This window comes from Nocardioides sp. ChNu-99, from assembly GCF_029493445.1.
Taxonomy (GTDB): domain Bacteria; phylum Actinomycetota; class Actinomycetes; order Propionibacteriales; family Nocardioidaceae; genus Nocardioides.
In genome coordinates this window covers 1-24,378 of the sequence record NZ_JAHWBL010000052.1, presented here as the reverse complement: position 1 = coordinate 24,378, position 24,378 = coordinate 1, and the positions used below count along the sequence as shown (strand labels likewise).

Below are 24,378 nucleotides of genomic sequence, written 5' to 3'. Positions count from 1 at the left end.
CGCCCGCCACGGCCACCCCCGCGGCGTCCGGCGCGGGCGCCACCGGCGCCGACGCGGGGGACGCGGTCGTGGGGGGCGGCGCCGGGCCCGACGCCCCGCCACCCGCCCCCTAAGGTTGCTGGCATGCCTCCCGTGGTGCACCGCTTCGACCCCCCGGACCGCTTCGTCGTCGGCACGGTGGGGGAGCCGGGCTCGCGCACGTTCTTCCTGCAGGCCCGCGCGGACGTGCGCGTGGTGTCGGTCTCCCTGGAGAAGCAGCAGGTCCTCGCCCTCGCCGAGCGCGTCGACGAGCTCCTCGACGAGGTCATGGGCAGCGACCAGCACACCGGGATCGTGCCCGCGCTGGCGCCCGTCGACCTGGTCGACAACGACCCGCTCGACCAGCCCATCGAGGACGAGTTCCGCGCCGGCACCATGACGCTGTCGTGGGACCCGGCCGACGACCGCATCGTCATCGAGGTCTTCCCCTTCACCGAGGAGGCGCTCATCACCCCCGGCCAGCCGGAGGAGGAGATCGACGAGCCCGAGCCGGACGAGATCCTGCTGGTGCGGGTCTCCGCCGGCGCCGCCCGGGCCTTCGTCCAGCGCGCCGTCTCGGTGGTCGAGGCCGGCCGACCCACCTGCCCGTTCTGCGCCGAGCCGATCGACCCCGACGGCCACCTGTGCGTCCGGGCCAACGGCTTCCGCCGCCGCGACCCGTGAGCCCCGAGCCCCACGAGCCCGGCGAGGCCGGCGGGCCACACGAGCCCGGCGAGGTCCGCGAGCCGGACGAGCAGCGCACGGCCCGTCTCCTCGAGGGCGAGCTGCGCCTGCAGGGCCGCGTGATGCCGGCCTCGAACGCCACGTTCGTCGGCGAGGTCGCCGGCGCGCGGGTCGTCTACAAGCCGGTCCGCGGCGAGCGGCCGCTGTGGGACTTCCCCGACCACACGCTCGCGGGCCGGGAGGTCGCGACGTACGAGCTGTCCGTCGCCACGGGATGGGACGTCGTGCCGCCGACGGTGCTGCGCGACGGTCCGCACGGGCCGGGCATGGTGCAGGCGTGGCAGGAGTCCGACCCGGAGCAGTCCGCGGTCGACGTCGTGCGGGCCGGCGAGGTGCCGGCCGGGTGGCACCACGTCTTCGACGGTCTCGACGCGGCCGACGAGCCGGTCGCGCTCGTGCACGAGGACACCTCCGCGCTGCGCCGCATGGCCGTCCTCGACGTCGTGGCCAACAACGCCGACCGCAAGGGCGGGCACGTGCTGGAGATGGCCGACGGCCACCGGTACGGCGTCGACCACGGCCTGACCTTCCACGAGGAGCCGAAGCTGCGCACCGTGCTGTGGGGTTGGGCCGGTGAGGCCCTGCTCCCCGACGAGGTCGCCGTGCTGGAGCGGCTCGAGGCCGACCTCGGCGGCGAGCTCGGCGAGCGGCTGCGCCGCCTGGTCACCCCGCTCGAGGTGGTCGCCGCCCGCGCCCGTTGCCGGGCGCTGCTCGACGACGGGCACCTGCCCGGTCCGGGCGAGGACTGGCCGGTCATCCCGTGGCCGCCGTTCTGACGGGTCGGCGGTCCGGATAGGCTCCGAGCATGCGTGCGTGGTCTGCTCCCGACGTCCCGACCCTCCCGGTGACGGGCCCGCGGGTCTCGCTCCACGACACCGCCACCGGCCGCCTCGCGCCGACGGAGCCCCACGGGCCCGCGCGCCTCTACGTCTGCGGCATCACGCCCTACGACGCCACCCACATGGGTCACGCGGCGACGTACGTCGGGTTCGACCTGCTGGTGCGCGCGTGGCGCAACGCCGGCCACGAGGTCACCTACGTCCAGAACGTGACCGACGTCGACGACCCGCTGCTCGAGCGCGCCGACAAGGTGGGCGTGAGCTGGGTGGACATCGCGGAGCGGGAGACGCAGCTGTTCCGCGAGGACATGGAGGCGCTGCACGTCCTGCCGCCCGCGCACTACGTCGGCGCCGTCGAGTCCATCCCGTGGGTGATCGAGCTCGTCGAGCGGCTCGCGGAGGCGGGCGCCGTCTACCGCGTCGACGACGACCTCTACTTCTCCGTCGCGGCGGACCCGGGCTTCGGCACGGTGTCGGGCGCCGACCGCGCCACCATGCGGGCCATCTTCGGCGAGCGCGGCGGGGACCCCGACCGCGCCGGCAAGCGCGACCCGCTGGACTGCCTGCTGTGGCGCGCCGAGCGCCCGGGGGAGCCGGCGTGGGAGAGCCCCTGGGGCCGGGGCCGGCCGGGCTGGCACATCGAGTGCACCGCCATCGCGCTGCGCCACCTCGGCTCGGCGTTCGACGTGCAGGGCGGGGGCAGCGACCTCGTCTTCCCGCACCACGAGATGTGCGCGTCCGAGGCCCAGGTCGCCGTGCCGGCCCACCCGTTCGCCCGGGCCTACGTGCACGCCGGGATGGTGGCCTACGACGGCGAGAAGATGTCGAAGTCGCGCGGCAACCTCGTCTTCGTCTCGCAGCTGCGCCGCAGCGACGTCGACCCCATGGCCATCCGTCTCGTGCTGCTGGCCCACCACTACCGCTCCGACTGGGAGTGGACCGACGACCTGCTGTGGGCCGCCGGCCGCACCCTCGAGTCGTGGCGCAAGGCCGTCGCGCTCGGGGCGGGCGCCCCGGCCGGGCCGGTCGTCGAGCGCGTGCTCGCCGCCCTCGCCGACGACCTCGACGCCCCGACCGCCCTGGCGGTCGTGCAGGACTGGGTCGACGCGACCCTCGGCACGACGGGGCTCGCCGACACGTCGGACCCCGACGCCGCCCGCGTCGTCCGCCAGGTCGTCGACGCCGCCCTCGGCGTCGTCCTCTAGCCCTCCGCGCCGCCGCGGCGCTTGAGGTAGCGCTCGAACTCGCGGGCGATCGCCTCGCCGCTGGCCTCCGGGAGGTCGGCGGTGTCGCGGCTCTCCTCGAGGGCGCGGACGTACTCCGCGACCTCCTCGTCCTCCTCGGCGAGCTCGTCGACACCGCGCTCCCACGCCCGGGCGTCCTCGGGCAGGTCGCCGAGCGGGATGGAGACGCCCAGCAGGTCCTCGAGGTGGTTGACGAGCGCGAGGGTCGCCTTGGGGCACGGCGGCTGGGCGACGTAGTGCGGCACCGCGGCCCAGTAGGACACCGACGGCACGTCGAGACGCATGCACGCGTCCTGCAGCACGCCGACGATGCCGGTCGGGCCCTCGTAGGTCGACTCGTCCACCTTCAGGCTGTCGACCAGCTCGGGCTCGGACGCCGTCCCGGAGACGGGGATGGGCCGGGTGTGCGGGGAGTCGGCGAGGAGCGCTCCGAGGGTGACGACCATCGTGCCGCCCAGCTCGTCGACGGCGGCGAGGAGCTCGGCGCAGAACTGCCGCCAGCGCATGTTGGGCTCGATGCCCCGCACGAGCACGACGTCGCGGTCGAGACCCGGGGGCGAGGCGACCGCGATGCGCGTGGTCGGCCAGGTGACGCGCCGCATGCCCTGCTCGTCGGTGCCGACGGTGGGCCGGTTGACCTGGAAGTCGTAGAACTCCTCCGGGTCGACCGCCCCGACGACACGGGCGCCCCAGACGTCGATGAGGTGGTCGACCACGCCGCTCGCGGCGTCGGCGGCGTCGTTCCACCCCTCGAAGGCGGCGATCACCAGGGGGTCCACCAGGCCGGGGACGTCGTCGAACTCGATCACCCGGCCAGCCTAGTCCGGGCCCGCTCGTGCCCCCGGCGCGGCCGGGTGGGCCCGGGATTTCGGGCCTCCGCCGCCCGGGTGTCACGATCTGGTACGCCCGTCCACCTCTTGGACCCGTGACGGAAGGTTGACTCGTGCCGGCTCCCCACCACCGCCCCGACTGCACCGCCGAGCTCTCCGAGGCGCTGCGCTCGCGCATCCTCGTCATCGACGGCGCGATGGGCACGGCCATCCAGCGCGACCGCCCGGACGAGGCGGGGTACCGCGGCGAGCGGTTCGCGGACTGGGGGTCCGACCTGGTCGGCAACAACGACCTGCTGACCCTCACGCAGCCGCACATCATCCGCGGCATCCACGAGGAGTACCTGGCGGCGGGCGCCGACATCATCGAGACCAACACGTTCAACGCGAACGCGATCTCGCTCTCGGACTACGGCATGGCCGAGCTGGACTACGAGCTCAACCACGCCGCGGCCACCCTGGCCCGCGAGGCCGCCGACGCCCACAGCACCCTGGAGCGCCCCCGCTACGTCGCCGGTGCCCTGGGCCCGACGACGCGCACCGCCTCCATCAGCCCCGACGTCAACGACCCCGGCGCGCGCAACGTGACCTGGGACGAGCTCGTGGCGGCGTACACGACCGCGGCCCGCGGGCTCGTCGACGGCGGCGCGGACCTGCTCATCATCGAGACCATCTTCGACACGCTCAACGCCAAGGCGGCGATCTTCGCCGTCACCGGCCTGTTCGCCGAGCTGGGCCGCCGGTGGCCGATCGTCATCTCCGGCACCATCACCGACGCCTCGGGCCGCACGCTGTCGGGCCAGACCACCGAGGCGTTCTGGTACTCCGTGCGGCACGCCCAGCCGCTGCTCGTCGGTCTCAACTGCGCGCTGGGCGCGCGGGAGATGCGCCCCTTCCTCGCCGACCTGGCGCGGGTGGCCGACACGTTCGTCTCGGCGTACCCCAACGCGGGCCTGCCCAACGCCTTCGGCGAGTACGACGAGGCGGCCGCCGAGACCGCGGCCATCGTGGGCGAGTTCGCCGAGGCCGGGCTGGTGAACCTCGTCGGCGGCTGCTGCGGCACGACGCCCGACCACATCCGCGCGATCGCCGGAGCCGTCGAGGGCGGAACCCCCCGCGTCGTGCCCGAGGTGCGCCCCGCCCTGCGCCTCGCGGGCCTCGAGCCGCTGACGGTCGACGCCGACAGCCTGTTCGTCAACATCGGCGAGCGCACCAACGTCACCGGCTCCGCGCGGTTCAAGAAGCTCATCAAGGACGGCGACTACGACGCCGGCCTGTCGGTGGCCGTGCAGCAGGTGGAGAACGGCGCGCAGGTCATCGACGTCAACATGGACGAGGGCATGCTCGACGGCGTCGCCGCCATGGACCGCTTCCTCAAGCTGGTCGCCTCCGAGCCCGACATCAGCCGCGTGCCGCTCATGGTCGACTCCTCGAAGTGGGACGTGATCGAGGCCGGCCTCAAGTGCGTGCAGGGCAAGCCGATCGTCAACTCGATCTCCATGAAGGAGGGCGAGGACGCGTTCCGCGAGCAGGCCCGGCTGGTGCTGCGCTACGGCGCCGCCGCCGTCGTCATGGCCTTCGACGAGGACGGCCAGGCCGACTCGCTGCAGCGGCGCAAGGACATCTGCGCCCGCGCCTACCGGATCCTCGTCGACGAGGTCGGCTTCGAGCCGGACGACATCATCTTCGACCCCAACGTGTTCGCCGTGGCGACGGGCATCGAGGAGCACGCGGCCTACGGCACCGACTTCATCGAGGCGGTGCGCTGGATCCGGGAGAACCTCCCCGGCGCCCACGTGTCGGGCGGCATCTCCAACGTCTCGTTCTCGTTCCGCGGCAACAACCCGGTGCGCGAGGCCATCCACGCCGTCTTCCTCTTCCACGCCGTGCGGGCGGGCCTCGACATGGGCATCGTCAACGCCGGCGCCCTCGTGGTCTACGACCAGGTGGACCCCACGCTGCGCGAGCGCATCGAGGACGTGGTGCTCAACCGGCGCCCCGACGCCACCGAGCGACTCCTCGAGATCGCCGAGGAGCACCGGGGCAGCGGCGAGGTGGCCGAGGTGGTCGCCGACGAGTGGCGCTCCCTGCCCGTCGGCGAGCGCATCACCCACGCGCTGGTGAAGGGCAACGACGGGTTCGTCGAGGCCGACACCGAGGAGCTGCGCCAGGAGATCGCGGCACGCGGCGGCCGGCCCATCGAGGTCATCGAGGGCCCGCTGATGGACGGCATGAACGTCGTCGGCGACCTCTTCGGCGCCGGCAAGATGTTCCTCCCGCAGGTCGTGAAGTCCGCCCGCGTCATGAAGAAGGCGGTCGCCTACCTCATCCCCTTCATCGAGGAGGAGAAGGCGAACGACCCGGCGCTCGCCACGGCGAAGGACACGAACGGCACGATCGTCATGGCCACGGTCAAGGGCGACGTGCACGACATCGGCAAGAACATCGTCGGCGTCGTGCTGGCGTGCAACAACTACGAGGTCATCGACCTCGGCGTGATGGTGCCGGCCCAGAAGATCCTGGACGCGGCGAAGGAGCACTCCGCCGACATCATCGGCCTGTCCGGGCTCATCACGCCGAGCCTCGACGAGATGGTCAACTTCGCCAACGAGATGCAGCGCCAGGGGCTCGACATCCCGCTGCTCATCGGCGGCGCGACCACCTCGCGTGCCCACACCGCGGTGAAGGTCGACCCCCGCTACGACGGCCCGGTCGTCTGGGTGAAGGACGCCTCGCGCTCCGTCCCCGTCGCGGCGGCCCTGCTCGACGGCGCGCAGCGGGAGAAGCTCCTGGCCGCCACCCGCACCGACTACGACGCGCTCCGCACCCGGCACTCCGGCAAGCAGGAGCGCAAGCTGGTGTCGCTGGAGGCGGCGCGGGAGCGGCGCACCCCGATCGACTGGTCGTCGTACGAGCCCGTGGCCCCGGCCCGGCCGGGCGTGCACGTGCTCGACGACTACGACCTCGGCGAGCTGCGCGACTACATCGACTGGCAGCCGTTCTTCAACGCGTGGGAGATGAAGGGGCGCTTCCCCGACATCCTCAACAACCCGACGACCGGTGAGGCCGCCCGCCGGCTGTACGACGACGCGCAGGCCATGCTCGACCAGCTGATCGCCGAGCGGTGGATCACGGCCCGGGGCGTCTTCGGCTTCTTCCCCGCGGCCGGCCGCGGTGACGACACGGTCCTGTACGACGACGACTCCCGCACCTCCGAGCGCGCCGTGCTGCACCACCTGCGCCAGCAGGGCGAGCACCGCGAGGGCGTGCCCAACCGGTCGCTGGGCGACTTCGTGGCGCCCGAGGAGACGGGCCTGGCCGACCACGTCGGCGCGTTCGCCGTCACGACCGGCATCGGGCTCCAGGAGCGGGTGAAGGCCTTCCAGGCCGACCTCGACGACTACAACGCGATCCTGCTGGAGGCCCTGGCCGACCGCCTGGCCGAGGCGTTCGCCGAGCGGCTCCACGAGCGGGTGCGCACCGAGTTCTGGGGCCACGCGGCGGGGGAGCGGCTCAGCAGCGACGAGCTCATCGCGGAGCGCTACACCGGCATCCGTCCCGCGCCCGGCTACCCCGCGTGCCCCGAGCACACCGAGAAGCTGACGCTGTGGGACCTCCTCGACGTCGAGGAGACCACGGGCATCACGCTCACCGAGTCGATGGCCATGTGGCCCGGCGCGGCGGTCTCGGGCTGGTACTTCGCGCACCCGCAGTCGCAGTACTTCGTCGTCGGCCGGCTCGGTCGCGACCAGGTCGCGGACTACGCGGAGCGCAAGGGCTGGACGCTGGCCGAGGCCGAGCGCTGGCTGTCGGCCAACCTCGGCTACGACCCCGAGGACTGACGTGGCCGACGCGACCACCGGCAGCGGTACCGGCCTGCCCGCCGCCGCCCTGTGGGACATGGACGGCACGCTCGTCGACACCGAGCCGTACTGGATCGCCACGGAGTTCGAGCTCGCCGAGCGGTACGGCGGCACGTGGAGCACCGAGCACGCGCTCAACCTCGTCGGCAACGACCTGCTCGTGTCGGGCCGCTACATCCGCGAGCACATGGGCATCGAGCCGAGCGCCGAGGAGATCGTCGAGCTGCTGCTCGACGGCGTGGTGGAGAAGGTGCGCCGCGAGGTGCCCTGGCGCCCCGGCGCCCGGGAGCTGCTCGCCGACCTCGCCGCCGCGGGCGTGCCCTGCGCGCTCGTCACCATGTCCTACCGCCGGTTCGTCGAGCCGATCCTGGCGGGCCTGCCCGCCGGGACGTTCGCGGCCGTCGTCACCGGGGACGAGGTCGAGCACGGCAAGCCGCACCCCGCGCCGTACCTCACCGCGGCCGCCGCGCTGGGGGTCGACCCGGGCGACTGCGTCGCGATCGAGGACTCGGCGACCGGGGTCGCGTCCGCCGTCGCCGCCGGGTGCCGCGTGCTGGCGGTGCCGCACCACGTGCAGGTGCCGGCCGGGCCGGGGCACACGAGCCACGACACGCTCGCCGGGCTCGACGCCCGCGGGCTGTGGACGCTCGTCGGCGGCTAGGACAGCACGGGCAGGGCCGGACGCTCGGCGGACGCCGTCGGCGTCGGCAGCGGCGGGGGAGTGCCGCCGTACACCGGGCAGAGGGCCTGGTGCGAGCACCAGCCGCACAGCCGGCTCTTGCGCGCCTGCCACTCGCCGGTGCGCGTCGCGGCGTCGATGGCCGACCAGACGGCCTCGACCTTGCGCTCGCAGGCCAGCAGGTCCGCCTCGTCGGGGCGGTAGCGGATGACCTCGCCGCTGCCCAGGTAGATCAGCTGCAGCATCGCCGGCACCACGCCGCGGGTGCGCCACAGCACCAGCGCGTAGAACTTCATCTGGAACAGCGCCCTGGCCTCGAAGCCCGCGCCGGGCGCACGCCCCGTCTTGTAGTCGACCACCCGCACCCTGCCGTCCGGCGTCACGTCGAGCCGGTCGACGAACCCGCGCAGCAGCAGGCGCGACGGGGTCACCGTCTCGACGTAGAGCTCGCGCTCGGCGGGCTCGAGGCGCCGGGGGTCCTCCAGCGTGAAGTAGCGCGCGAGCACCTCCTGGCAGGCGGCCAGCCAGCCGTCCTCCGCCACGCCCTGGGTCGCGAACGCCTCGGCCAGGGCGGGGTCGTCGGCGCGCAGCTCCTCCCACACGGGGCCGAGCAGCTCTGCGGCCCGCTCCGGGGTGCGCTCGTCGGCCGCGACGTCGAAGAGCACCTCGAGCACCCGGTGCACCAGCGTGCCCCGCAGCGCGTCGAGCGACGTGGGCTCGGGCAGGCGGTCGACGTGGCGGAACCGGTAGAGCAGGGGACAGGTGAGGAAGTCGCCGGCGCGGCTGGGGGAGAGCGTGCCGGCGACCTCGCCCGACGCCGACAGCGTCGAGAGGGCATCGGCCGGGGAGGACATGGGAGCAACCCTAGGCGAGCGGACCGACGGTCCGCGCAGGCTCGTCGGATAGCCTCGTGACGTGGACGACCCAGGCTCCGGCACCCGCCCCGGACCGCCCGCGGGCCGGGCCCGGCGTCCCGCCGGGACGCTGCGGATCGGCTCGATCGCCGGGAGCGACGTTCTCGTCTCCTCGTCGTGGTTCGTCGTCGCCGCGGTCATCGCCTTCGTGATGGCGCCCGTCGTCGAGCGCGTCGAGCCGGGCCTGGGCGCGGGCCGCTACGTCGCCGGGCTCGCCTTCGCCGTCCTGCTCTACCTGTCGGTGCTCGTCCACGAGGCGGCGCACGCCGTCGTGGCCCGCCACTACGGGCACCGCGTCACCTCCATCACGCTGCACTTCCTGGGCGGCATGACCGCGGTCGAGACCGAGGCCCGCCGGCCGCGCGAGGAGTTCTGGATCGCGGTCGTCGGTCCGCTCGCCTCGATCGCCGTCGGCGCCGCCGCCGTCGCGCTGTGGTTCGTCACCCCGGGGGGCCTCCTGCTGCTGGCCGTCGAGGGCCTGGCCGGGGCCAACCTGCTCGTCGGCGTGCTCAACCTCGTGCCCGGGCTGCCGCTCGACGGCGGCCGGGTGATGAAGGCCGGCGTGTGGAAGCTGACGGGCGACCGCCACCGGGGCTCGCTGGCCGCCGGCTGGACCGGCCGCGGCGTCGCGGTGCTCGCCCTCGGCTGGCCCGTCCTGCTCGGCGAGCTGCTCGGCACGACCCCCCAGCTGCTCGACTTCCTGCTCGCCGGCCTCGTCGCCGCCTTCCTGTGGGCGGGCGCCTCGGCGGTGATCGCCAACGCCCGGGTGCGCCGCCGCATCCCCGCCCTGCGGGCCCGCGAGCTGGCCCGGCGTCCGCTGCTGGTGCCCGGTGACGTCTCGGTCGCGGAGGCGGTACGACGCGCGCAGGCCGCCGAGGCGGGCGGCATCGTCACCACCACTGCCGACGGCACCCCCGCCGGGCTGGTCAGCGAGGCCGCCCTGCGCCGCGTGCCAGCCGAGCGCCGCCCCTGGGCGGCCGTCTCCGAGGTCGCACGTCGCCTCGACGACGGGCTGCGGCTGCCGGCGGACCTCACGGGCGAGGCCCTGGTCGACGCCCTGACGCTCACCCCGTCGTCGGAGTACCTCCTGGTCGAGGCCGACGGCAGCCCGTACGGCGTGCTGTCGCTCGCCGACCTCGACCGGTCGCTGCGCGCCCGCGACTGACGCCCCCGGCGGCCGCGCGACTACCCTGCCGCCCATGCCCGACGCCGTACCCGCCACGACGCCCGCGCCCTCCCCGAGCCCCACGGCTCCCCACGACGTGCCGCCCGAGGCGTGGTCCGGGGTGCACCGCGGGCCGTTGCGCGAGGGCGAGTGGGTCCGCCTCACCGACCAGAAGGGGCGCCGGCACAACTTCCCCCTCGAGGCGGGCAAGCGCTTCTTCAGCAACAAGGGCCACCTCGAGCACGACGAGATGATCGGGCGCGAGGAGGGCTTCACCGTCACGTCGTCGGCCGGTGGGCAGTACCTGGTGTTCCGCCCGCTGCTCTCGGAGTTCGTCGTCTCGATGCCGCGCGGTGCGGCCGTGGTCTACCCCAAGGACTCCGCCCAGATCGTGGCGCTGGCCGACATCTACCCGGGCGCCCGCGTCGTGGAGGCCGGCGTCGGCTCCGGCGCCCTGTCCTGCTCGCTGCTGCGGGCGGTGGGCCCCTACGGCCGCGTGACGTCGTACGAGCGGCGCGAGGAGTTCGCCGACGTCGCCCGGCGCAACGTCCACCAGTTCTTCGGCGCCCCCGAGGGCGGCACCCACCCGTCGTGGAGCCTGCGCCTCGGCGACCTGGCCGAGGAGCTGCCCCGGTACGGCGAGCCCGCCGACCGCGTCATCCTCGACATGCTCGCGCCGTGGGAGTGCGTCGACGCCGTCGCCGACGTGCTCGTGCCCGGCGGCATCGTGTGCGTGTACGTCGCGACGACCACGCAGCTGAGCCGCGTCGTCGAGACGCTGCGCGCCCACGGCGGCTTCACCGAGCCCGCCGCGTGGGAGTCCCTCGTCCGCGACTGGCACGTCGAGGGCCTGGCCGTGCGGCCCGGCCACAAGATGATCGGCCACACCGCCTTCCTCGTCACCGCCCGGCGCATGGCGCCCGGCGAGCGCGCCCCCCGCAAGACCCGCCGCCCGGCCCCCGGCGCCTACGGCGTGGACTACACCGGGCCCCGCCCGGCCGACGTCCCGCCCGCCGTCGCCGACGAGGTGCTGGAGGACTGACGCGGGCGCCGGCCCGCCAGCGGGCCGGCGCGACCGGATCGTGATCCCCCGGGCGTGGTCACGACCTTCCATCGGCGTGCTCCGGGAGTAGGGTCGAGTGCACCGGTAGGAGGTGGTGACGCTCATGGCGACGTCCGACAGTCCAGGTGCCCGTCCCGAGCAGGCCGCGCAGGCCGAGGTGCTCGCAGCCCAGGTCCGTGCGCTCGAGTCCGAGATCGTCGAGCTGCGGCGCAGGGTGGCCGACACGCCGGGGGGCAGCCGCGGCCTCGAGCTGCGGCTCGCCGACACGCAGCGCTCGCTGGCGGCGGTCACGAGCCAGAACGAGCGGCTCGCCGGCACGCTGCGCGACGCCCGCGACCAGATCACGAAGCTGAAGGAGGAGGTCGACCGCCTCGCCCAGCCGCCCGCCGGGTTCGGCGTCTTCCTCGCCCGCAACGACGACGACACGGTCGACATCTTCACCGGCGGCCGGAAGCTGCGGGTGGCCGTCAGCCCCGCCGTCGACGTCGACGAGCTGCGCCGGGGCCAGGAGCTGCTGCTCAACGAGGCGCTCAACGTGGTCGCGGCCTTCGACTTCGAGCAGGTCGGCGAGGTCGTCATGTTCAAGGAGCTGCTGGCCGACGGCGAGCGCGTCCTCGTCATCGCGAACGCCGACGAGGAGCGCGTCGTGCGCCTCGCCGAGCCGCTGCTGGCCGAGACGCTGCGGGCCGGCGACTCCCTGCTGCTCGACTCCCGCGCCGGCTACGTCTACGAGAAGGTGCCGAAGTCCGAGGTCGAGGAGCTGGTGCTCGAGGAGGTCCCCGACATCGCCTACGAGTCCATCGGCGGCCTGGGCAACCAGATCGAGCAGATCCAGGACGCGGTCGAGCTGCCCTACCTCCACCCCGACCTGTTCACCGAGCACGAGCTGAAGCCGCCGAAGGGCATCCTGCTCTACGGCCCGCCCGGGTGCGGCAAGACGCTCATCGCGAAGGCCGTGGCCAACTCCCTGGCCAAGAAGGTGGCGGCGCGCACCGGCGCGGAGGGGAAGTCCTACTTCCTCAACATCAAGGGCCCCGAGCTGCTCAACAAGTACGTCGGGGAGACCGAGCGCCACATCCGCCTGGTGTTCCAGCGGGCCCGGGAGAAGGCGAGCGCCGGCACGCCGGTCATCGTGTTCTTCGACGAGATGGACTCGCTGTTCCGCACCCGCGGCTCGGGCGTGTCCTCCGACGTCGAGAACACGATCGTGCCGCAGCTGCTGAGCGAGATCGACGGCGTCGAGCTGCTGGAGAACGTCCTCGTCATCGGCGCGTCCAACCGCGAGGACATGATCGACCCGGCGATCCTGCGGCCCGGGCGCCTCGACGTGAAGATCAAGATCGAGCGGCCCGACGCCGAGTCGGCGCGCGACATCTTCAGCAAGTACCTGACCCCCGGCCTGCCGCTGCACCCCGACGACCTCGCCGAGTTCGGCGGCGACCGCCAGGCGTGCGTCGACGGGATGATCCGCGCGGCCGTGGAGCGCATGTACACGGAGAGCGAGGAGAACCGCTTCCTCGAGGTCACCTACGCCAACGGTGACAAGGAGGTCATGTACTTCAAGGACTTCAACTCCGGCGCCATGATCCAGAACATCGTCGACCGGTCGAAGAAGATGGCGATCAAGGACTTCCTCGACCACGGCCAGAAGGGGCTGCGCGTGCAGCACCTGCTCCAGGCGTGCGTCGACGAGTTCAAGGAGAACGAGGACCTGCCGAACACGACCAACCCCGACGACTGGGCGCGGATCTCCGGCAAGAAGGGCGAGCGGATCGTGTTCATCCGCACGCTCGTCACCGGCAAGCAGGGCACCGAGCCGGGTCGCTCCATCGACACGGTCAGCAACACGGGGCAGTACCTGTGAGCCGGCCGGCCTGAGCAGGCACGTCGCGGCCCGGGGACACCTGGGCCGCGACGTACGCTCGGGCCCATGAGCGTGCGGCGGGTCATGGGATCCGAGGTCGAGTACGGCATCAGCGTGGTCGGGCAGCCCACGGCCAACCCCATGCTGGCCTCGTCGGTGGTGGTGAGCTCCTACGACTCCGCCGGCCGCTCGCGGCCCGCGCGCTGGGACTTCGAGGAGGAGTCCCCGCTGCGTGACGCCCGCGGCTTCGACATGAGCCGGGGCCAGGCCGACCCCACCCAGCTCACCGACGAGGACCTGGGGCTGGCCAACCGCATCCTCACCAACGGCGCCCGGCTCTACGTCGACCACGCCCACCCGGAGTTCTCCAGCCCCGAGGTCGTCACCCCGCTCGACCTCGTGCGCTGGGACAAGGCGGGGGAGCAGGTGATGCTCGCGGCCACCCGGCGGGCCGCCGAGGTGCAGGGCGAGCGGATCGTGCTCTACAAGAACAACACCGACGGCAAGGGCGCCTCCTACGGCGCCCACGAGAACTACCTGATGAGCCGCTCGACGCCGTTCGCCGACATCGTGCGGCACCTCACGCCGTTCTTCGTCTCCCGCCAGGTGGTCTGCGGCGCCGGGCGCGTCGGCATCGGTCAGGACGGGCGCGAGCACGGCTTCCAGGTCAGCCAGCGCGCCGACTTCTTCGAGACCGAGGTGGGGCTCGAGACCACGCTCAAGCGCCCGATCATCAACACCCGCGACGAGCCGCACGCGGACCCCGAGCGGCACCGCCGCCTCCACGTCATCATCGGCGACGCCAACCTGGCGGAGGTCTCGACGTACCTCAAGGTCGGGACGACCTCGTTGGTGCTGGCGATGATCGAGGACGGCTTCCTCACCGCCGACCTCACCCTGGAAGGCCCCGTCGCGGCGCTGCGGGCCGTCTCCCACGACCCGTCGCTGACCCACCTCGTGCGGCTGCGCGACGGGCGCTCGATGACCGCGGTGCAGCTGCAGCGCGTCTACCTCGAGCTCGCCCACGCGTACGTCGACGAGCGGCTCGGCGGGGACGCCGACGCCCCGACGAAGGACGTGCTGGTGCGCTGGGGCAGCGTCCTCGACCGCCTCGAGCGCGACCCGATGGAGTGCGCCGGCGAGCTCGACTGGGTGGCGAAGTATCAGCTCCTGCGCCGCTACCAGGAGCGCGACGGCCTGTCGTGGGACGACGCCAAGCTGCACCTCATCGACCTGCAGTACGCCGACATCCGCCCGGAGAAGGGCCTCTACCACCGCCTCGTCGCCGGCGGCCGCATCGAGCGGCTGCTCACCGACGAGCAGGTGGCCGAGGCCGTCCACGAGCCGCCGGAGGAGACGCGGGCGTACTTCCGCGGGCGCTGCCTGGCCAAGTTCGGCGCGTCGGTCGCGGCCGCCTCGTGGGACTCCGTGATCCTCGACCTCCCCGGGCGCGAGTCGCTGCAGCGCATCCCCACCGTCGACCCGCTGCGCGGCACCCGGGCGCACGTGGGCCGCCTCCTCGACGAGTGCGCGAGCGCCGAGGAGCTGTTCGCGGCCCTCACGGGGTGAGCCCGCTAGGGTCGGGAGTCCGTACGACACCCCGACGACACAGGACGACACAGGAGGTCCGGTCGTGGCACAGGAGCAGAAGAAGCCCCACACCCGAGGTGACGAGGTCGAGGAGGTCGCCCCGGAGGCGGAGACCGACGTGGCCGAGCGCAAGGAGGCGCTCGACGACGACGTCGACTCGATCCTCGACGAGATCGACGACGTGCTCGAGCAGAACGCCGAGGACTTCGTGAAGTCGTTCATCCAGAAGGGCGGTCAGTGACGCGTGGTCGGTGATCTCCCCGGCTCGGGCTCGCTCCCGGGCGCACGGCTGCCCGCGTCGTACCTGACGCCGGGCTCGTCCTCGTTCGTCGACCTCCTGTCCACCCACGCGCCCGACCTGGTGCCGGGGCGACGCCCCGTCCCGGACCGGGCGGGGGCCGACATCGCCCCGCACGGCACGACGATCGTCAGCCTCACGTTTCCCGGCGGGGTGCTGATGGCGGGCGACCGCCGCGCCACCATGGGCAACCTCATCTCCTCCCGCGACATCGAGAAGGTGTTCCCGGCCGACGAGTTCAGCTGCGTCGGCATCGCGGGCACCGCGGGCCTCGCGGTGGAGATGGTGCGGCTCTTCCAGCTCGAGCTGGAGCACTACGAGAAGATCGAGGGCACCACGCTGTCGATGCAGGGCAAGGCCAACCGCCTCGCTGCCCTCATCCGCGGCAACCTGGGCCTGGCCATGCAGGGCCTCGCGGTCGTGCCGCTCTACGCCGGCTACGACCTCGACGCCGCCGCGGGCCGCATCTTCAGCTACGACGTGGTCGGGGGCCGCAGCGAGGAGACCGGGTTCCACGCCGTCGGGTCCGGCTCGCTGTTCGCCCGCGGCTCGCTGAAGAAGCTCTACCGCCCCGACCTCGACGCCCGTACGGCGGCCCTCGTCGCCCTGCAGGCGCTCTACGACGCGGCCGACGACGACTCGGCGACCGGCGGGCCCGACGTGGCGCGCCGGATCTTCCCGATCGTCCACGTCGTCACGGCCGAGGGCGGCGCGCGGCTGCCCGAGTCGGAGGTGACGGCGCTGGCCGAGGAGGTCGTGGCCGGTCGGCTGGTCCGTCCCGACGGGCCGCCGGCCCGTCTCGAGCAGGAGGGTGGCGCCTGATGAGCACCCCGTTCTACGTCTCGCCCGAGCAGCAGATGAAGGACCGGGCGGACTTCGCGCGCAAGGGCATCGCGCGCGGACGCTCGGTGGTGGCGGTGCAGTACGCCGACGGCATCCTGTTCGCCTCGGAGAACCCGTCGCAGGCCCTGCACAAGGTCTCCGAGATCTACGACCGCATCGCGTTCGCCGCGGTCGGCCGCTACAACGAGTTCGAGTCGCTGCGCATCGCCGGTGTCCGCCTGGCCGACATGCGCGGGTTCTCCTACGACCGGCGCGACGTGACGGCCCGCAGCCTCGCGAACGCCTACGCGCAGACCCTCGGCGCGATCTTCTCCTCCGGCGGCGAGAAGCCGTACGAGGTGGAGATCTTCGTCGGCGAGATCGGCGGCGAGGCGGGCGCGGACCAGCTCTACCGGCTCACCTACGACGGCCAGGTCTTCGACGAGCACCGGTACGCCGTGATGGGCGGGGCCGCGGACGTCGTGGGGGCCTACCTCGAGGAGCACTACACCGAGGGGGCGGACCTCGCCACCGCCCTGGGCGTGGCCGTCGCCGCGCTCGGGCACTCGCGCAACGAGCGCGGGGAGACCACCGACCGCGAGATCGGGGTCGAGCAGCTCGAGGTGGCGGTGCTCGACCGCACCCGCATCCAGACCCGGAAGTTCCGCCGGCTGCGGGCCCAGCAGCTCGCGTCCGTCCTGGGGGCCACCTCCGCCTGACCACCCGGGGGCCGCGGGGCCCCCGCCCCCCCCCCCGCGGGGGCCGGGCCGTCCCCCGGCCCCCCCGCCCCCCCCGCCCGCGGCGTGAGGAGGGTGGTCGTAGTGTTCGTGCATGGACCGTCGGATCTTCGGGATCGAGAACGAGTACGGCGTCACGTGCACGTTCCGGGGGCAGCGCCGGCTGAGCCCCGACGAGGTGGCACGCTACCTCTTCCGCCGGGTGGTCTCCTGGGGCCGCAGCAGCAACGTCTTCCTCCGCAACGGCGCCCGGCTCTACCTCGACGTCGGCAGCCACCCGGAGTACGCGACGCCGGAGTGCGACGACGTCGCCGAGCTCGTGGCGCACGACAAGGCGGGGGAGCGGGTGCTCGAGGGCCTGCTCGTCGACGCGGAGCAGCGGCTGCACGACGAGGGCATCGCCGGCGACATCTACCTGTTCAAGAACAACACCGACTCGGCTGGCAACTCCTACGGCTGCCACGAGAACTACCTGGTGGGCCGCGCGGGCGAGTTCAGCCGCCTGGCCGACGTGCTCATCCCGTTCCTCGTCACGCGCCAGATCGTCGTCGGCGCGGGGAAGATCACGCAGACGCCGCGGGGCGCAACGTACTCGGTCAGCCAGCGGGCGGAGCACATCTGGGAGGGCGTCAGCAGCGCCACCACCCGTAGCCGCCCCATCATCAACACCCGCGACGAGCCGCACGCGGACGCCGAGAAGTACCGGCGCCTGCACGTGATCGTCGGCGACTCGAACATGAGCGAGACGACCACCCTGCTCAAGGTGGCGAGCTGCGACCTCGTGCTGCGGATGATCGAGGAGGGCGTGGTGATGCGCGACCTCACGATGGAGAACCCGATCCGGGCCATCCGGGAGATCGCGCACGACACCACCGGGCGCCGCAAGGTGCGCCTCGCGAACGGGCGGGAGGCGAGCGCGCTCGAGATCCAGTCGGAGTACCTGTCGAAGGCGCGCGACTTCGTCGACCGTCGCGGCATCTCGACGCCGGTCATCGAGCGCACCCTCGACCTGTGGGAGCGCGGCATCAAGGCGATCGAGTCCGACGACCTCGGCCTCGTCGACACGGAGATCGACTGGGTCATCAAGTGGAAGCTCATCGAGGCCTACCGCGCCAAGCACGGGCTCTCGCTCAACCACCCCCGGGTGGCGCAGCTCGACCTCGCCTACCACGACATCCGCCGGGACCGCGGCCTGTTCTACCTGCTCCAGCGCCGGGGCCAGGCGGCCCGGGTGACGACGGACCTCGCCACGTTCCGGGCCAAGTCGGTGCCGCCGCAGACGACCCGCGCCAAGCTGCGCGGCGAGTTCATCCGCAAGGCGCAGGAGCGCCGGCGCGACTTCACGGTCGACTGGGTGCACCTCAAGCTCAACGACCAGGCCCAGCGCACGGTCCTGTGCAAGGACCCGTTCCGCTCCGAGGACGAGCGGGTCCAGCGCCTCGTCGACGGCATGTGAGACCGGCGCGCAGGGGCGGGCGAGGCGGCGGCAGGGCGCCACGCCCCGGCCGGTAGGGTGACCGCGGCCGTCTCCCCGAACGTTCGAAGAAGGTGTCCTCGTGCGCGCTGCCCGGTCGGTCCGACGACCCTCGGCCCTCCTGCTCACCGCGGTGCTCCCGCTGACCGCCCTCGCCGCCTGCGGCGAGGAGGAGGCGGGCGACGGCCTCGACCTCGTGACGGTGTCGGGCGAGTTCGGCCAGGCGCCCGAGGTGGAGATCGAGGACGTCGTGGAGCCCGACGGGTTCGCCTCCGAGGTGCTCGTCGAGGGTGACGGCGAGGTCGTCGAGCAGGGCGACGTCGCCATGCTGCACGTGTGGGTCGGCAACGGCTACACGGGCCAGGAGGCGTTCTCCACGTTCGAGTACGAGCCCGGGCTCCTGCCCGTCAGCTCCGACGCCCCGTCGGCGGCCGTCAAGGCGGCGCTGCAGCAGTCCGCCGTGAGCGTCGTGCTCGACCCGCTCACGGGCGCGCTGCCCACCTCCATCGTCGAGAGCGTGGACGGCGTCAAGGCCGGCTCGCGGGTGCTCGTCACCTCCGACGCCGACGACGCGTTCGGCCAGATGGGCCAGCCCAACATCGGCATCGGCAACGCCGACGGGGTGGTCTACGTCGTCGACGTGCTGGCCCGCGCCGCGGACGGCCCCTCGGGCGAGGAGGTCGCCCCGCCCGCCGGCACGCCCGCGCTCGTGGAGGACGGCGCGCAGGTGACCGGCTTCGACTTCGCCGGCGCGACGCCGCCCACCGACGAGCTGCAGGTGATCCCGCTCGTGGAGGGCGACGGCCCCGTCGTCGAGGAGGGCGCCACCCTCATCGCGAACTACGTGGGCCAGGTCTACGAGGGCGAGGCGCCCTTCGACGAGTCCTACAGCGGCGGGCTGCCCCGGTCCTTCGTCGTCGGCGGGCCGAACGCCGCCGTCATCGAGGCCTGGAACGAGGGGCTCGTCGGCCTGGCCGCCGGCTCCCGCGTGATCCTCGTGGTCCCGCCGGCCCTCGGGTACGGCGAGGCGGGCAACGAGGCCGCGGGCATCGCCGGCACCGACACCCTCTACTTCGTCGTCGACGTGCTCGGCTCCGTCGTGCTGCCCGAGCCGGTCGTCGAGCCCACGGAGGACCCCGCCGCCACGGAGGACCCCGCCGCGACCGAGGACCCCGCCGCCACGGAGGACCCCGCCGCCACCGAGGACCCCGCCGCCACCGAGCCGACCGCCCCGGCGACCACCGGGTGACCCCTCCCGCGGGCCCGAGGTGACGCGATGAGCGCGAACCGCAGCGAGCGGCTGATGAAGCTGCTCATCATGCTGCTGGTCCAGCGCACCCACGTGCCGAAGGAGCGCATCCGGGCCGAGCTCTACCCCGACGCCGGCGACGACGCGTTCGAGAAGATGTTCGAGCGCGACAAGGAGGAGCTGCGCTCCCTGGGCGTCCCGCTCGAGGTGGGCCAGCGCGACGTGCTGTTCGAGGACGAGCCGGGCTACCTGGTGCGCCCCGGCGACTTCGCGCTGCCCGACGTCGTGCTGGACCCCGACGAGGCCGCCGTGCTGGGCGTGGCCACCCAGGTCTGGGAGAGCGCCCGCCTCGCGGACGCGACGCTGGCCGGCGTGCGCAAGCTGTCGGCCGCCGGCGTGCCGGTCCCCCTGGAGGGCCAGCGCCACGACGGCGCCGACCTGGGCATCTCGCCGCCGCGCCTCGGCGCGGCCGAGCCCGCCTTCGACGTGCTCGTCGAGGCCGTGCACGTGCGCTGCGAGGTCGTCTTCGACTACCGCGGCACCAAGGACGACGCGCCCGTCGAGCGCCACCTGCAGCCGTGGGGCCTCGTGCGCCACGGCGGCCGCTGGTACGTCGTGGGCCGCGACGTCGACCGCCAGGAGGAGCGGGTGTTCCGCCTCTCCCGGATCGTGGGGGAGGCCCGGATGACCGGTCGCCGGGACGCGTTCGTGCCGCCCGAGGGCGTCGACGTCGGCGAGGTGGCCCGACGCCTCGCGCCGCCGCCGCCCACCGGCGTACCGGCCGTGCTGCTCGTGCGGCCCGGCACCGGGTTCGCCCTGCGCCGGGACGCGGTCGAGGTGACCCCGGGCGTGCCCGGTCCCGACGGGGCCACCTGGGACCGGGTGCGCCTGGAGGGGTCCGGACCCAGCGTCGTGGAGGCGGTGCTCGAGCACGGCCCCGACGTGGTCGTCGAGGAGCCGGCGCGCCTGCGCGACGAGGTGGTACGCCGCCTCGAGGCCCTGCTGGACGGCCTCGGCGTGGCGCCACGCCGGGGGACGCCGTGAGCGGCGCCGGGTCCCGCGAGCAGGTGGGCCGGATGCTGGCCCTCGTGCCCTACCTCAACGCCCGGGGCGCGGTGCACGTCGACCAGGCCGCCCGCGACCTCGGCGTGACGCCGCAGCAGGTGGTCAAGGACCTGCGCGTGCTGTTCCTCTGCGGTCTGCCCGGCGGGTACCCCGACGACCTCATCGAGGTCGACATCGACGCGCTCGTCGAGCCCGACGGCGACCGGCTGATCCGCATGTCGAACGCCGACTACCTGGACCGGCCCCTGCGGCTCTCGCCGACGGAGGCGTCCGCCCTGGTCGTGGCCCTGCGGGTGCTGCGCACCCACGCGGCGCCGGCCACGCGCGACGTCGTCGACCGGGCGCTGCTGAAGATCGAGACCGCGCTGGGCGGCCAGACCGCCACCATCGACCCCGGTGAGGGGCCCGCGGTGCGCGGGCGGGACGCCGAGATCGTCGACACGCTGCGCGAGGCCGTCGCCGCGCGCCGCCAGCTCACCATCGACTACCACGTGCCGAGCCGCGACGAGGTCTCCACCCGGGTCGTCGACCCGGCGCGGCTCGTCGAGCACGGCGGGCTGCTCTACCTCGAGGCGTGGTGCCACACCGCGGACGCGCCGCGCACCTTCCGCGTGGACCGCGTGCACGCCGCCCGTGTGCTGCCCACCCCCGTGGCCACGGAGCACGACGAGGTGGCGCCGAGCGACCCGGAGGCCGGACCCGAGCAGCTCTTCGTGCCGCCGCCGGGCAGCACCCTCGTCACCCTGCGCCTCGACGCGGAGGTGCGGTGGGTGCCGGACTACTACCCGGTGGAGGCGGTGCGCCCGGCGGGCGACGGGGCGGTCGAGGTCGACCTGCGCGTGGCCGACGCGCGCTGGCTCCAGCGCCTCCTGCTGCGCCTCGCGCCGCACGCCCGGGTGCTCGCCCCGGCGGGCCCCGGCGACGAGCTCGCGGAGCGGGCGCGGCAGGCCCTCCGCCACTACCGGTGACGTCCCGTACGATGGAGGGGTCGTCCGTCGTCCCCCACGTGAGGAAGCCATGACTCAGCCCCTGATCGCAATGCCCGGCGGGTGGGAGCTCGTCCTGATCGTGCTCGTGGTCATCCTGCTGTTCGGGGCGAAGAAGCTCCCCGAGCTGGCGCGCGGCACCGGTCAGGCGCTGCGCATCTTCAAGTCCGAGACCAAGGGCCTGCGCGACGACGACGACACCCCGAAGGAGGGCGCCTCGTCCGCGACGCTGGACGACGAGCCCCGCGGGATCCCGGCGGCCCGCACCGAGACGCGTCCCGTGGAGGACGCCGACGTCGTGCGCCCGGAGCGCCGCGACACCACCAACGGCTGATCGGTCCCACCGAGCGCCGTGGCCATCAAGGGACTCCTGCGTTTCTTCTCGGTCCAGCCGCAGCACGAGGTCGGCACGGACGGCCGGATGGCCCTCTCGGACCACCTCCGTGAGCTGCGCGGTCGGGTGCTGCGGATGCTCGTCGCCTTCCTGGTGGCGTTCGTCGTGGCCCTGTTCTTCTTCGACCAGATCTTCGACCTCATCCTCCAGCCCTACGAGTCCGCGCGTGCGGCGCTGGACGACTCGACGAGCACGCAGGCGACCATCGCGGGCGTCGGTGGGCCCCTCATCCTCTACCTGAAGCTGTGCGGGCTGGCGGCCGTCGTGGCGACGAGCCCGTACTGGCTCTACCAGGTGTGGGCGTTCATCCTCCCGGGACTGCACGCGCACGAGCGCAAGTGGAGCCGGGTGTTCGCGGCCATCGCGGGACCGCTGTTCATGGCCGGCGTCGCGGTCGGCTACCTGACGCTGCCGAAGGGCCTCGAGATCCTCATCGGGTTCACCCAGGCCGACCTGACCAACCTGGTGGAGTTCGGCGACTACCTCAGCTTCCTGGTGCGCACGCTGCTGGTCTTCGGCATCTCCTTCGAGATCCCGGTCTTCCTCGTGCTGCTCAACCTCGTGGGCGTGCTCCCGGGCCGCACGATCGGGCAGTACCGGGCGTGGTTCGTCATCGGGATCTTCGTGTTCGCGGCGCTCGCCACGCCGTCCACCGACCCGTTCACGATGCTCTTCCTCGCCGGGCCGATGTGCGTGCTGGTCGCGATCTCCGAGGTCATCGCCCGCTTCCTCGACAAGCGGAAGGCCGCGCGGTCCCCGTTCGCCGGCCTCCCCGACGACCAGCCCTCACCGATCTGAGCACCGTGCGACGTATCGCGCTGCTCACCCACCCGGGGGCCGGCCGCGGTCGGGGCGCCGCTGCCCGGGAGGTGGCCCTGCCGCGTCTGCGCCGCGCCGGGTTCGAGGTGCTCGACCTGGTGGGCGGCAGCGCGGAGGAGGCGAGCGCGCTGGCGCGCGACGCCGTCGCGGGCGGGGTCGAGGCCCTCGTGGCCTGCGGCGGGGACGGCACCGTCCACCTGGCGCTGCAGCACGTGGCGGGCACGGGCACGGCGCTGGGCGTCGTACCCGCCGGCACCGGCAACGACCTGGCACGCGAGCTGGGCATCCCCGCCGACCCGGCCGGAGCCGCCGACCGCGTCGTGGGCGGCGCCCGCCGCACCCTCGACCTGGCCCGGGTGGGGGACCGGTGGGTGGCCACCGTCGTGGCGTGCGGCTTCGACGCGCTCGTCGCCGACCGCGCCGCCGCGATGACGTGGCCGCGGGGCCCGTCGCGGTACGTGCTGGCCACCGCGGTCGAGCTGCGCCACCTCCAGCCGCGCCGGTACACCCTCGAGCTCGACGGGCAGGTGCGTACGGTGGAGGCCGTGCTCGCTGCTGTCGGCAACACCTCGTCCTTCGGCGGGGGTCTGCGCATCACGGAGGGGGCCCGCACCGACGACGGGCTGCTCGACGTGGTGGTCGTGCGGTCCCTCGACCGGCGCGGGCTCGTCCGCGCCTTCCCCTCGCTCTACCGCGGCACCCACACGGGCCACCCGGCGTACGAGCACCACCGCGTGCGGTCGGTGACGGTGGCGGCGGCCGGCATCACGGCGTACGCCGACGGTGAGCCCGTGGGCCCGCTGCCCCTGACGGTCACGACCGTCCCCGCCGCGGTGGAGGTGCTCGCGTGAGCGGCGCCGGCGCACCCGACGACACCGACGACCTCAGCCCCGCGCAGCGCTACGCCGCGTTCCGGGCCGGGCGGGCGCACCCCGAGCTGCGGGCGTTCGCCGACCACTACAGCTTCGGGCTCGACGACTTCCAGCTGCGGGCCTGCCGCGAGCTCGAGGAGGGCCGCGGCGTCCTCGTGGCCGCGCCCACCGGCTCCGGCAAGACCATCGTCGGCGAGTTCGCCGTCCACCTCGCCCTCGCACAGGGCCGCAAGTGCTTCTACACCACCCCGATCAAGGCGCTGTCGAACCAGAAGTTCGCGGACCTCGTGGACCGGTACGGCGCGGAGCAGGTCGGTCTGCTGACCGGCGACAACGCCGTCAACGGCGACGCCCCCGTGGTCGTGATGACCACCGAGGTGCTGCGCAACATGATCTACGCCGGGTCGCGCACGCTCGCCGACCTGGGCTACGTCGTCATGGACGAGGTCCACTACCTCGCGGACCGCTCGCGCGGCGCGGTGTGGGAGGAGGTGATCATCCACCTGCCCGAGTCGGTGACGGTGGCCTCCCTCTCGGCGACGGTCTCCAACGCGGAGGAGTTCGGCGAGTGGCTGGCCACCGTCCGCGGCGAGACCACGACGATCGTCGAGGAGCGCCGCCCGGTCCCGCTGTTCCAGCACGTGATGGTCGGGCGGCACCTCCACGACCTCTTCGCGCGCGACGACGCGCAGGCCGCCGCGGGGTTCGCCGGTGCGGGCGCGAAGGTGAACCCGCAGCTGCTGCGCGTCGCCCGCGACGACTGGGCGAGCGTGCGGGTCCGGGACCGCCGCGCCCCGCGCGGGCAACGGGGCGGGCGCACCCAGGGCGGCGCGGGCGCCGGGCGGGGCC

General features: G+C 73.5%; 22 protein-coding genes. 20 read left to right on the top strand and 2 right to left on the bottom strand.

Annotated elements, in window-relative coordinates; all coding sequences use genetic code 11:
• The first annotated feature begins 123 nt into the window (after nucleotides 1-123).
• From KK617_RS14875 to mshC, 3 genes are read left to right on the top strand one after another with little or no spacing between them, the layout of a single operon-like run.
• The gene (locus KK617_RS14875; RefSeq protein ID WP_277500876.1) at nucleotides 124-702 is read left to right on the top strand and encodes a DUF3090 family protein; all 579 of its coding nucleotides are present in this window, start codon (nucleotides 124-126) and stop codon (nucleotides 700-702) included.
• A complete protein-coding gene (locus tag KK617_RS14870; protein ID WP_277500875.1) occupies nucleotides 699-1,538 on the top strand; it encodes an SCO1664 family protein in 840 nt (279 codons plus the stop codon). The genes KK617_RS14875 and KK617_RS14870 overlap by 4 nt, the downstream gene beginning before the upstream one ends.
• 29 nt (nucleotides 1,539-1,567) lie before the next feature.
• Complete coding sequence (gene mshC, locus KK617_RS14865; RefSeq protein ID WP_277500874.1) at nucleotides 1,568-2,806, top strand: cysteine--1-D-myo-inosityl 2-amino-2-deoxy-alpha-D-glucopyranoside ligase; 1,239 nt, start codon at nucleotides 1,568-1,570, stop codon at nucleotides 2,804-2,806.
• On the opposite strand, the gene KK617_RS14860 is transcribed toward mshC, so the two are convergent.
• On the bottom strand, nucleotides 2,803-3,654 hold the full coding sequence (locus tag KK617_RS14860) for a PAC2 family protein (RefSeq protein ID WP_277500873.1): 852 nt from the start codon (nucleotides 3,652-3,654) through the stop codon (nucleotides 2,803-2,805). The two genes, mshC and KK617_RS14860, sit on opposite strands and share 4 nt — an antisense overlap.
• A 134-nt stretch (nucleotides 3,655-3,788) precedes the next feature.
• Here KK617_RS14860 and metH point away from each other — a divergent pair, with 134 nt between their 5' ends.
• Both metH and KK617_RS14850 read left to right on the top strand, forming a co-directional pair.
• Nucleotides 3,789-7,517, top strand: a complete 3,729-nt coding sequence (metH, locus tag KK617_RS14855) for a methionine synthase (protein WP_277500872.1) — start codon at nucleotides 3,789-3,791, stop codon at nucleotides 7,515-7,517.
• Nucleotide 7,518: 1 nt separating this feature from the next.
• Nucleotides 7,519-8,199, top strand: coding sequence for an HAD family phosphatase (locus KK617_RS14850; RefSeq protein ID WP_277500871.1), 681 nt, complete (start codon nucleotides 7,519-7,521; stop codon nucleotides 8,197-8,199).
• Here the strand turns inward: KK617_RS14850 and KK617_RS14845 are convergent.
• Nucleotides 8,196-9,071 carry a PD-(D/E)XK nuclease family protein gene (locus KK617_RS14845; protein ID WP_277500870.1) on the bottom strand — a complete coding sequence of 292 codons (876 nt, stop codon included), beginning with the start codon at nucleotides 9,069-9,071 and terminating at the stop codon, nucleotides 8,196-8,198. The genes KK617_RS14850 and KK617_RS14845 overlap by 4 nt on opposite strands.
• 61 nt (nucleotides 9,072-9,132) lie before the next feature.
• Between KK617_RS14845 and KK617_RS14840 the strand changes: the two genes are divergently transcribed.
• The 15 genes from KK617_RS14840 to KK617_RS14770 all read left to right on the top strand — a co-directional run.
• Nucleotides 9,133-10,296 carry a site-2 protease family protein gene (locus KK617_RS14840; RefSeq protein WP_277500869.1) on the top strand — a complete coding sequence of 388 codons (1,164 nt, stop codon included), beginning with the start codon at nucleotides 9,133-9,135 and terminating at the stop codon, nucleotides 10,294-10,296.
• A gap of 34 nt (nucleotides 10,297-10,330) precedes the next feature.
• The gene (locus tag KK617_RS14835; RefSeq protein WP_277500868.1) at nucleotides 10,331-11,338 is read left to right on the top strand and encodes a tRNA (adenine-N1)-methyltransferase; all 1,008 of its coding nucleotides are present in this window, start codon (nucleotides 10,331-10,333) and stop codon (nucleotides 11,336-11,338) included.
• Nucleotides 11,339-11,462: 124 nt separating this feature from the next.
• Nucleotides 11,463-13,223, top strand: coding sequence for a proteasome ATPase (arc, locus tag KK617_RS14830; RefSeq protein WP_277500867.1), 1,761 nt, complete (start codon nucleotides 11,463-11,465; stop codon nucleotides 13,221-13,223).
• Nucleotides 13,224-13,289: 66 nt separating this feature from the next.
• A complete protein-coding gene (gene dop, locus KK617_RS14825; protein WP_277500866.1) occupies nucleotides 13,290-14,792 on the top strand; it encodes a depupylase/deamidase Dop in 1,503 nt (500 codons plus the stop codon).
• 64 nt (nucleotides 14,793-14,856) lie between these two features.
• Nucleotides 14,857-15,054, top strand: a complete 198-nt coding sequence (locus KK617_RS14820) for a ubiquitin-like protein Pup (RefSeq protein WP_277500865.1) — start codon at nucleotides 14,857-14,859, stop codon at nucleotides 15,052-15,054.
• Between the two features lie 3 nt (nucleotides 15,055-15,057).
• Nucleotides 15,058-15,933, top strand: coding sequence for a proteasome subunit beta (gene prcB, locus KK617_RS14815; protein WP_277500864.1), 876 nt, complete (start codon nucleotides 15,058-15,060; stop codon nucleotides 15,931-15,933).
• Nucleotides 15,933-16,652 carry a proteasome subunit alpha gene (gene prcA, locus KK617_RS14810; RefSeq protein ID WP_277500863.1) on the top strand — a complete coding sequence of 240 codons (720 nt, stop codon included), beginning with the start codon at nucleotides 15,933-15,935 and terminating at the stop codon, nucleotides 16,650-16,652. The genes prcB and prcA overlap by 1 nt, the downstream gene beginning before the upstream one ends.
• Before the next feature lie 112 nt (nucleotides 16,653-16,764).
• Nucleotides 16,765-18,126, top strand: a complete 1,362-nt coding sequence (pafA, locus tag KK617_RS14805) for a Pup--protein ligase (RefSeq protein ID WP_277500862.1) — start codon at nucleotides 16,765-16,767, stop codon at nucleotides 18,124-18,126.
• A 100-nt stretch (nucleotides 18,127-18,226) separates the two neighbouring features.
• Nucleotides 18,227-19,393 carry an FKBP-type peptidyl-prolyl cis-trans isomerase gene (locus KK617_RS14800; RefSeq protein ID WP_277500861.1) on the top strand — a complete coding sequence of 389 codons (1,167 nt, stop codon included), beginning with the start codon at nucleotides 18,227-18,229 and terminating at the stop codon, nucleotides 19,391-19,393.
• A gap of 27 nt (nucleotides 19,394-19,420) precedes the next feature.
• Nucleotides 19,421-20,437: a WYL domain-containing protein gene (locus KK617_RS14795; RefSeq protein WP_277500860.1), complete on the top strand. Its 1,017-nt coding sequence runs from the start codon at nucleotides 19,421-19,423 to the stop codon at nucleotides 20,435-20,437.
• Nucleotides 20,434-21,426, top strand: coding sequence for a WYL domain-containing protein (locus KK617_RS14790; protein WP_277500859.1), 993 nt, complete (start codon nucleotides 20,434-20,436; stop codon nucleotides 21,424-21,426). The genes KK617_RS14795 and KK617_RS14790 overlap by 4 nt, the downstream gene beginning before the upstream one ends.
• A 70-nt stretch (nucleotides 21,427-21,496) precedes the next feature.
• Entirely contained in the window at nucleotides 21,497-21,778 is a 282-nt protein-coding gene (tatA, locus tag KK617_RS14785) for a Sec-independent protein translocase subunit TatA (protein WP_346813248.1), read from the top strand.
• An 18-nt stretch (nucleotides 21,779-21,796) separates the two neighbouring features.
• Nucleotides 21,797-22,636 (top strand): twin-arginine translocase subunit TatC, encoded by an 840-nt coding sequence (gene tatC / locus KK617_RS14780; RefSeq protein WP_277500857.1) that lies wholly within the window; start codon nucleotides 21,797-21,799, stop codon nucleotides 22,634-22,636.
• Nucleotides 22,637-22,641: 5 nt separating this feature from the next.
• Nucleotides 22,642-23,508 carry a diacylglycerol kinase family protein gene (locus tag KK617_RS14775; protein ID WP_277500856.1) on the top strand — a complete coding sequence of 289 codons (867 nt, stop codon included), beginning with the start codon at nucleotides 22,642-22,644 and terminating at the stop codon, nucleotides 23,506-23,508.
• Nucleotides 23,505-24,378, top strand: an 874-nt coding sequence (locus tag KK617_RS14770; RefSeq protein ID WP_277500855.1) for a DEAD/DEAH box helicase, incomplete at its 3' end; no start/stop codon positions are given. The genes KK617_RS14775 and KK617_RS14770, both read left to right, overlap by 4 nt.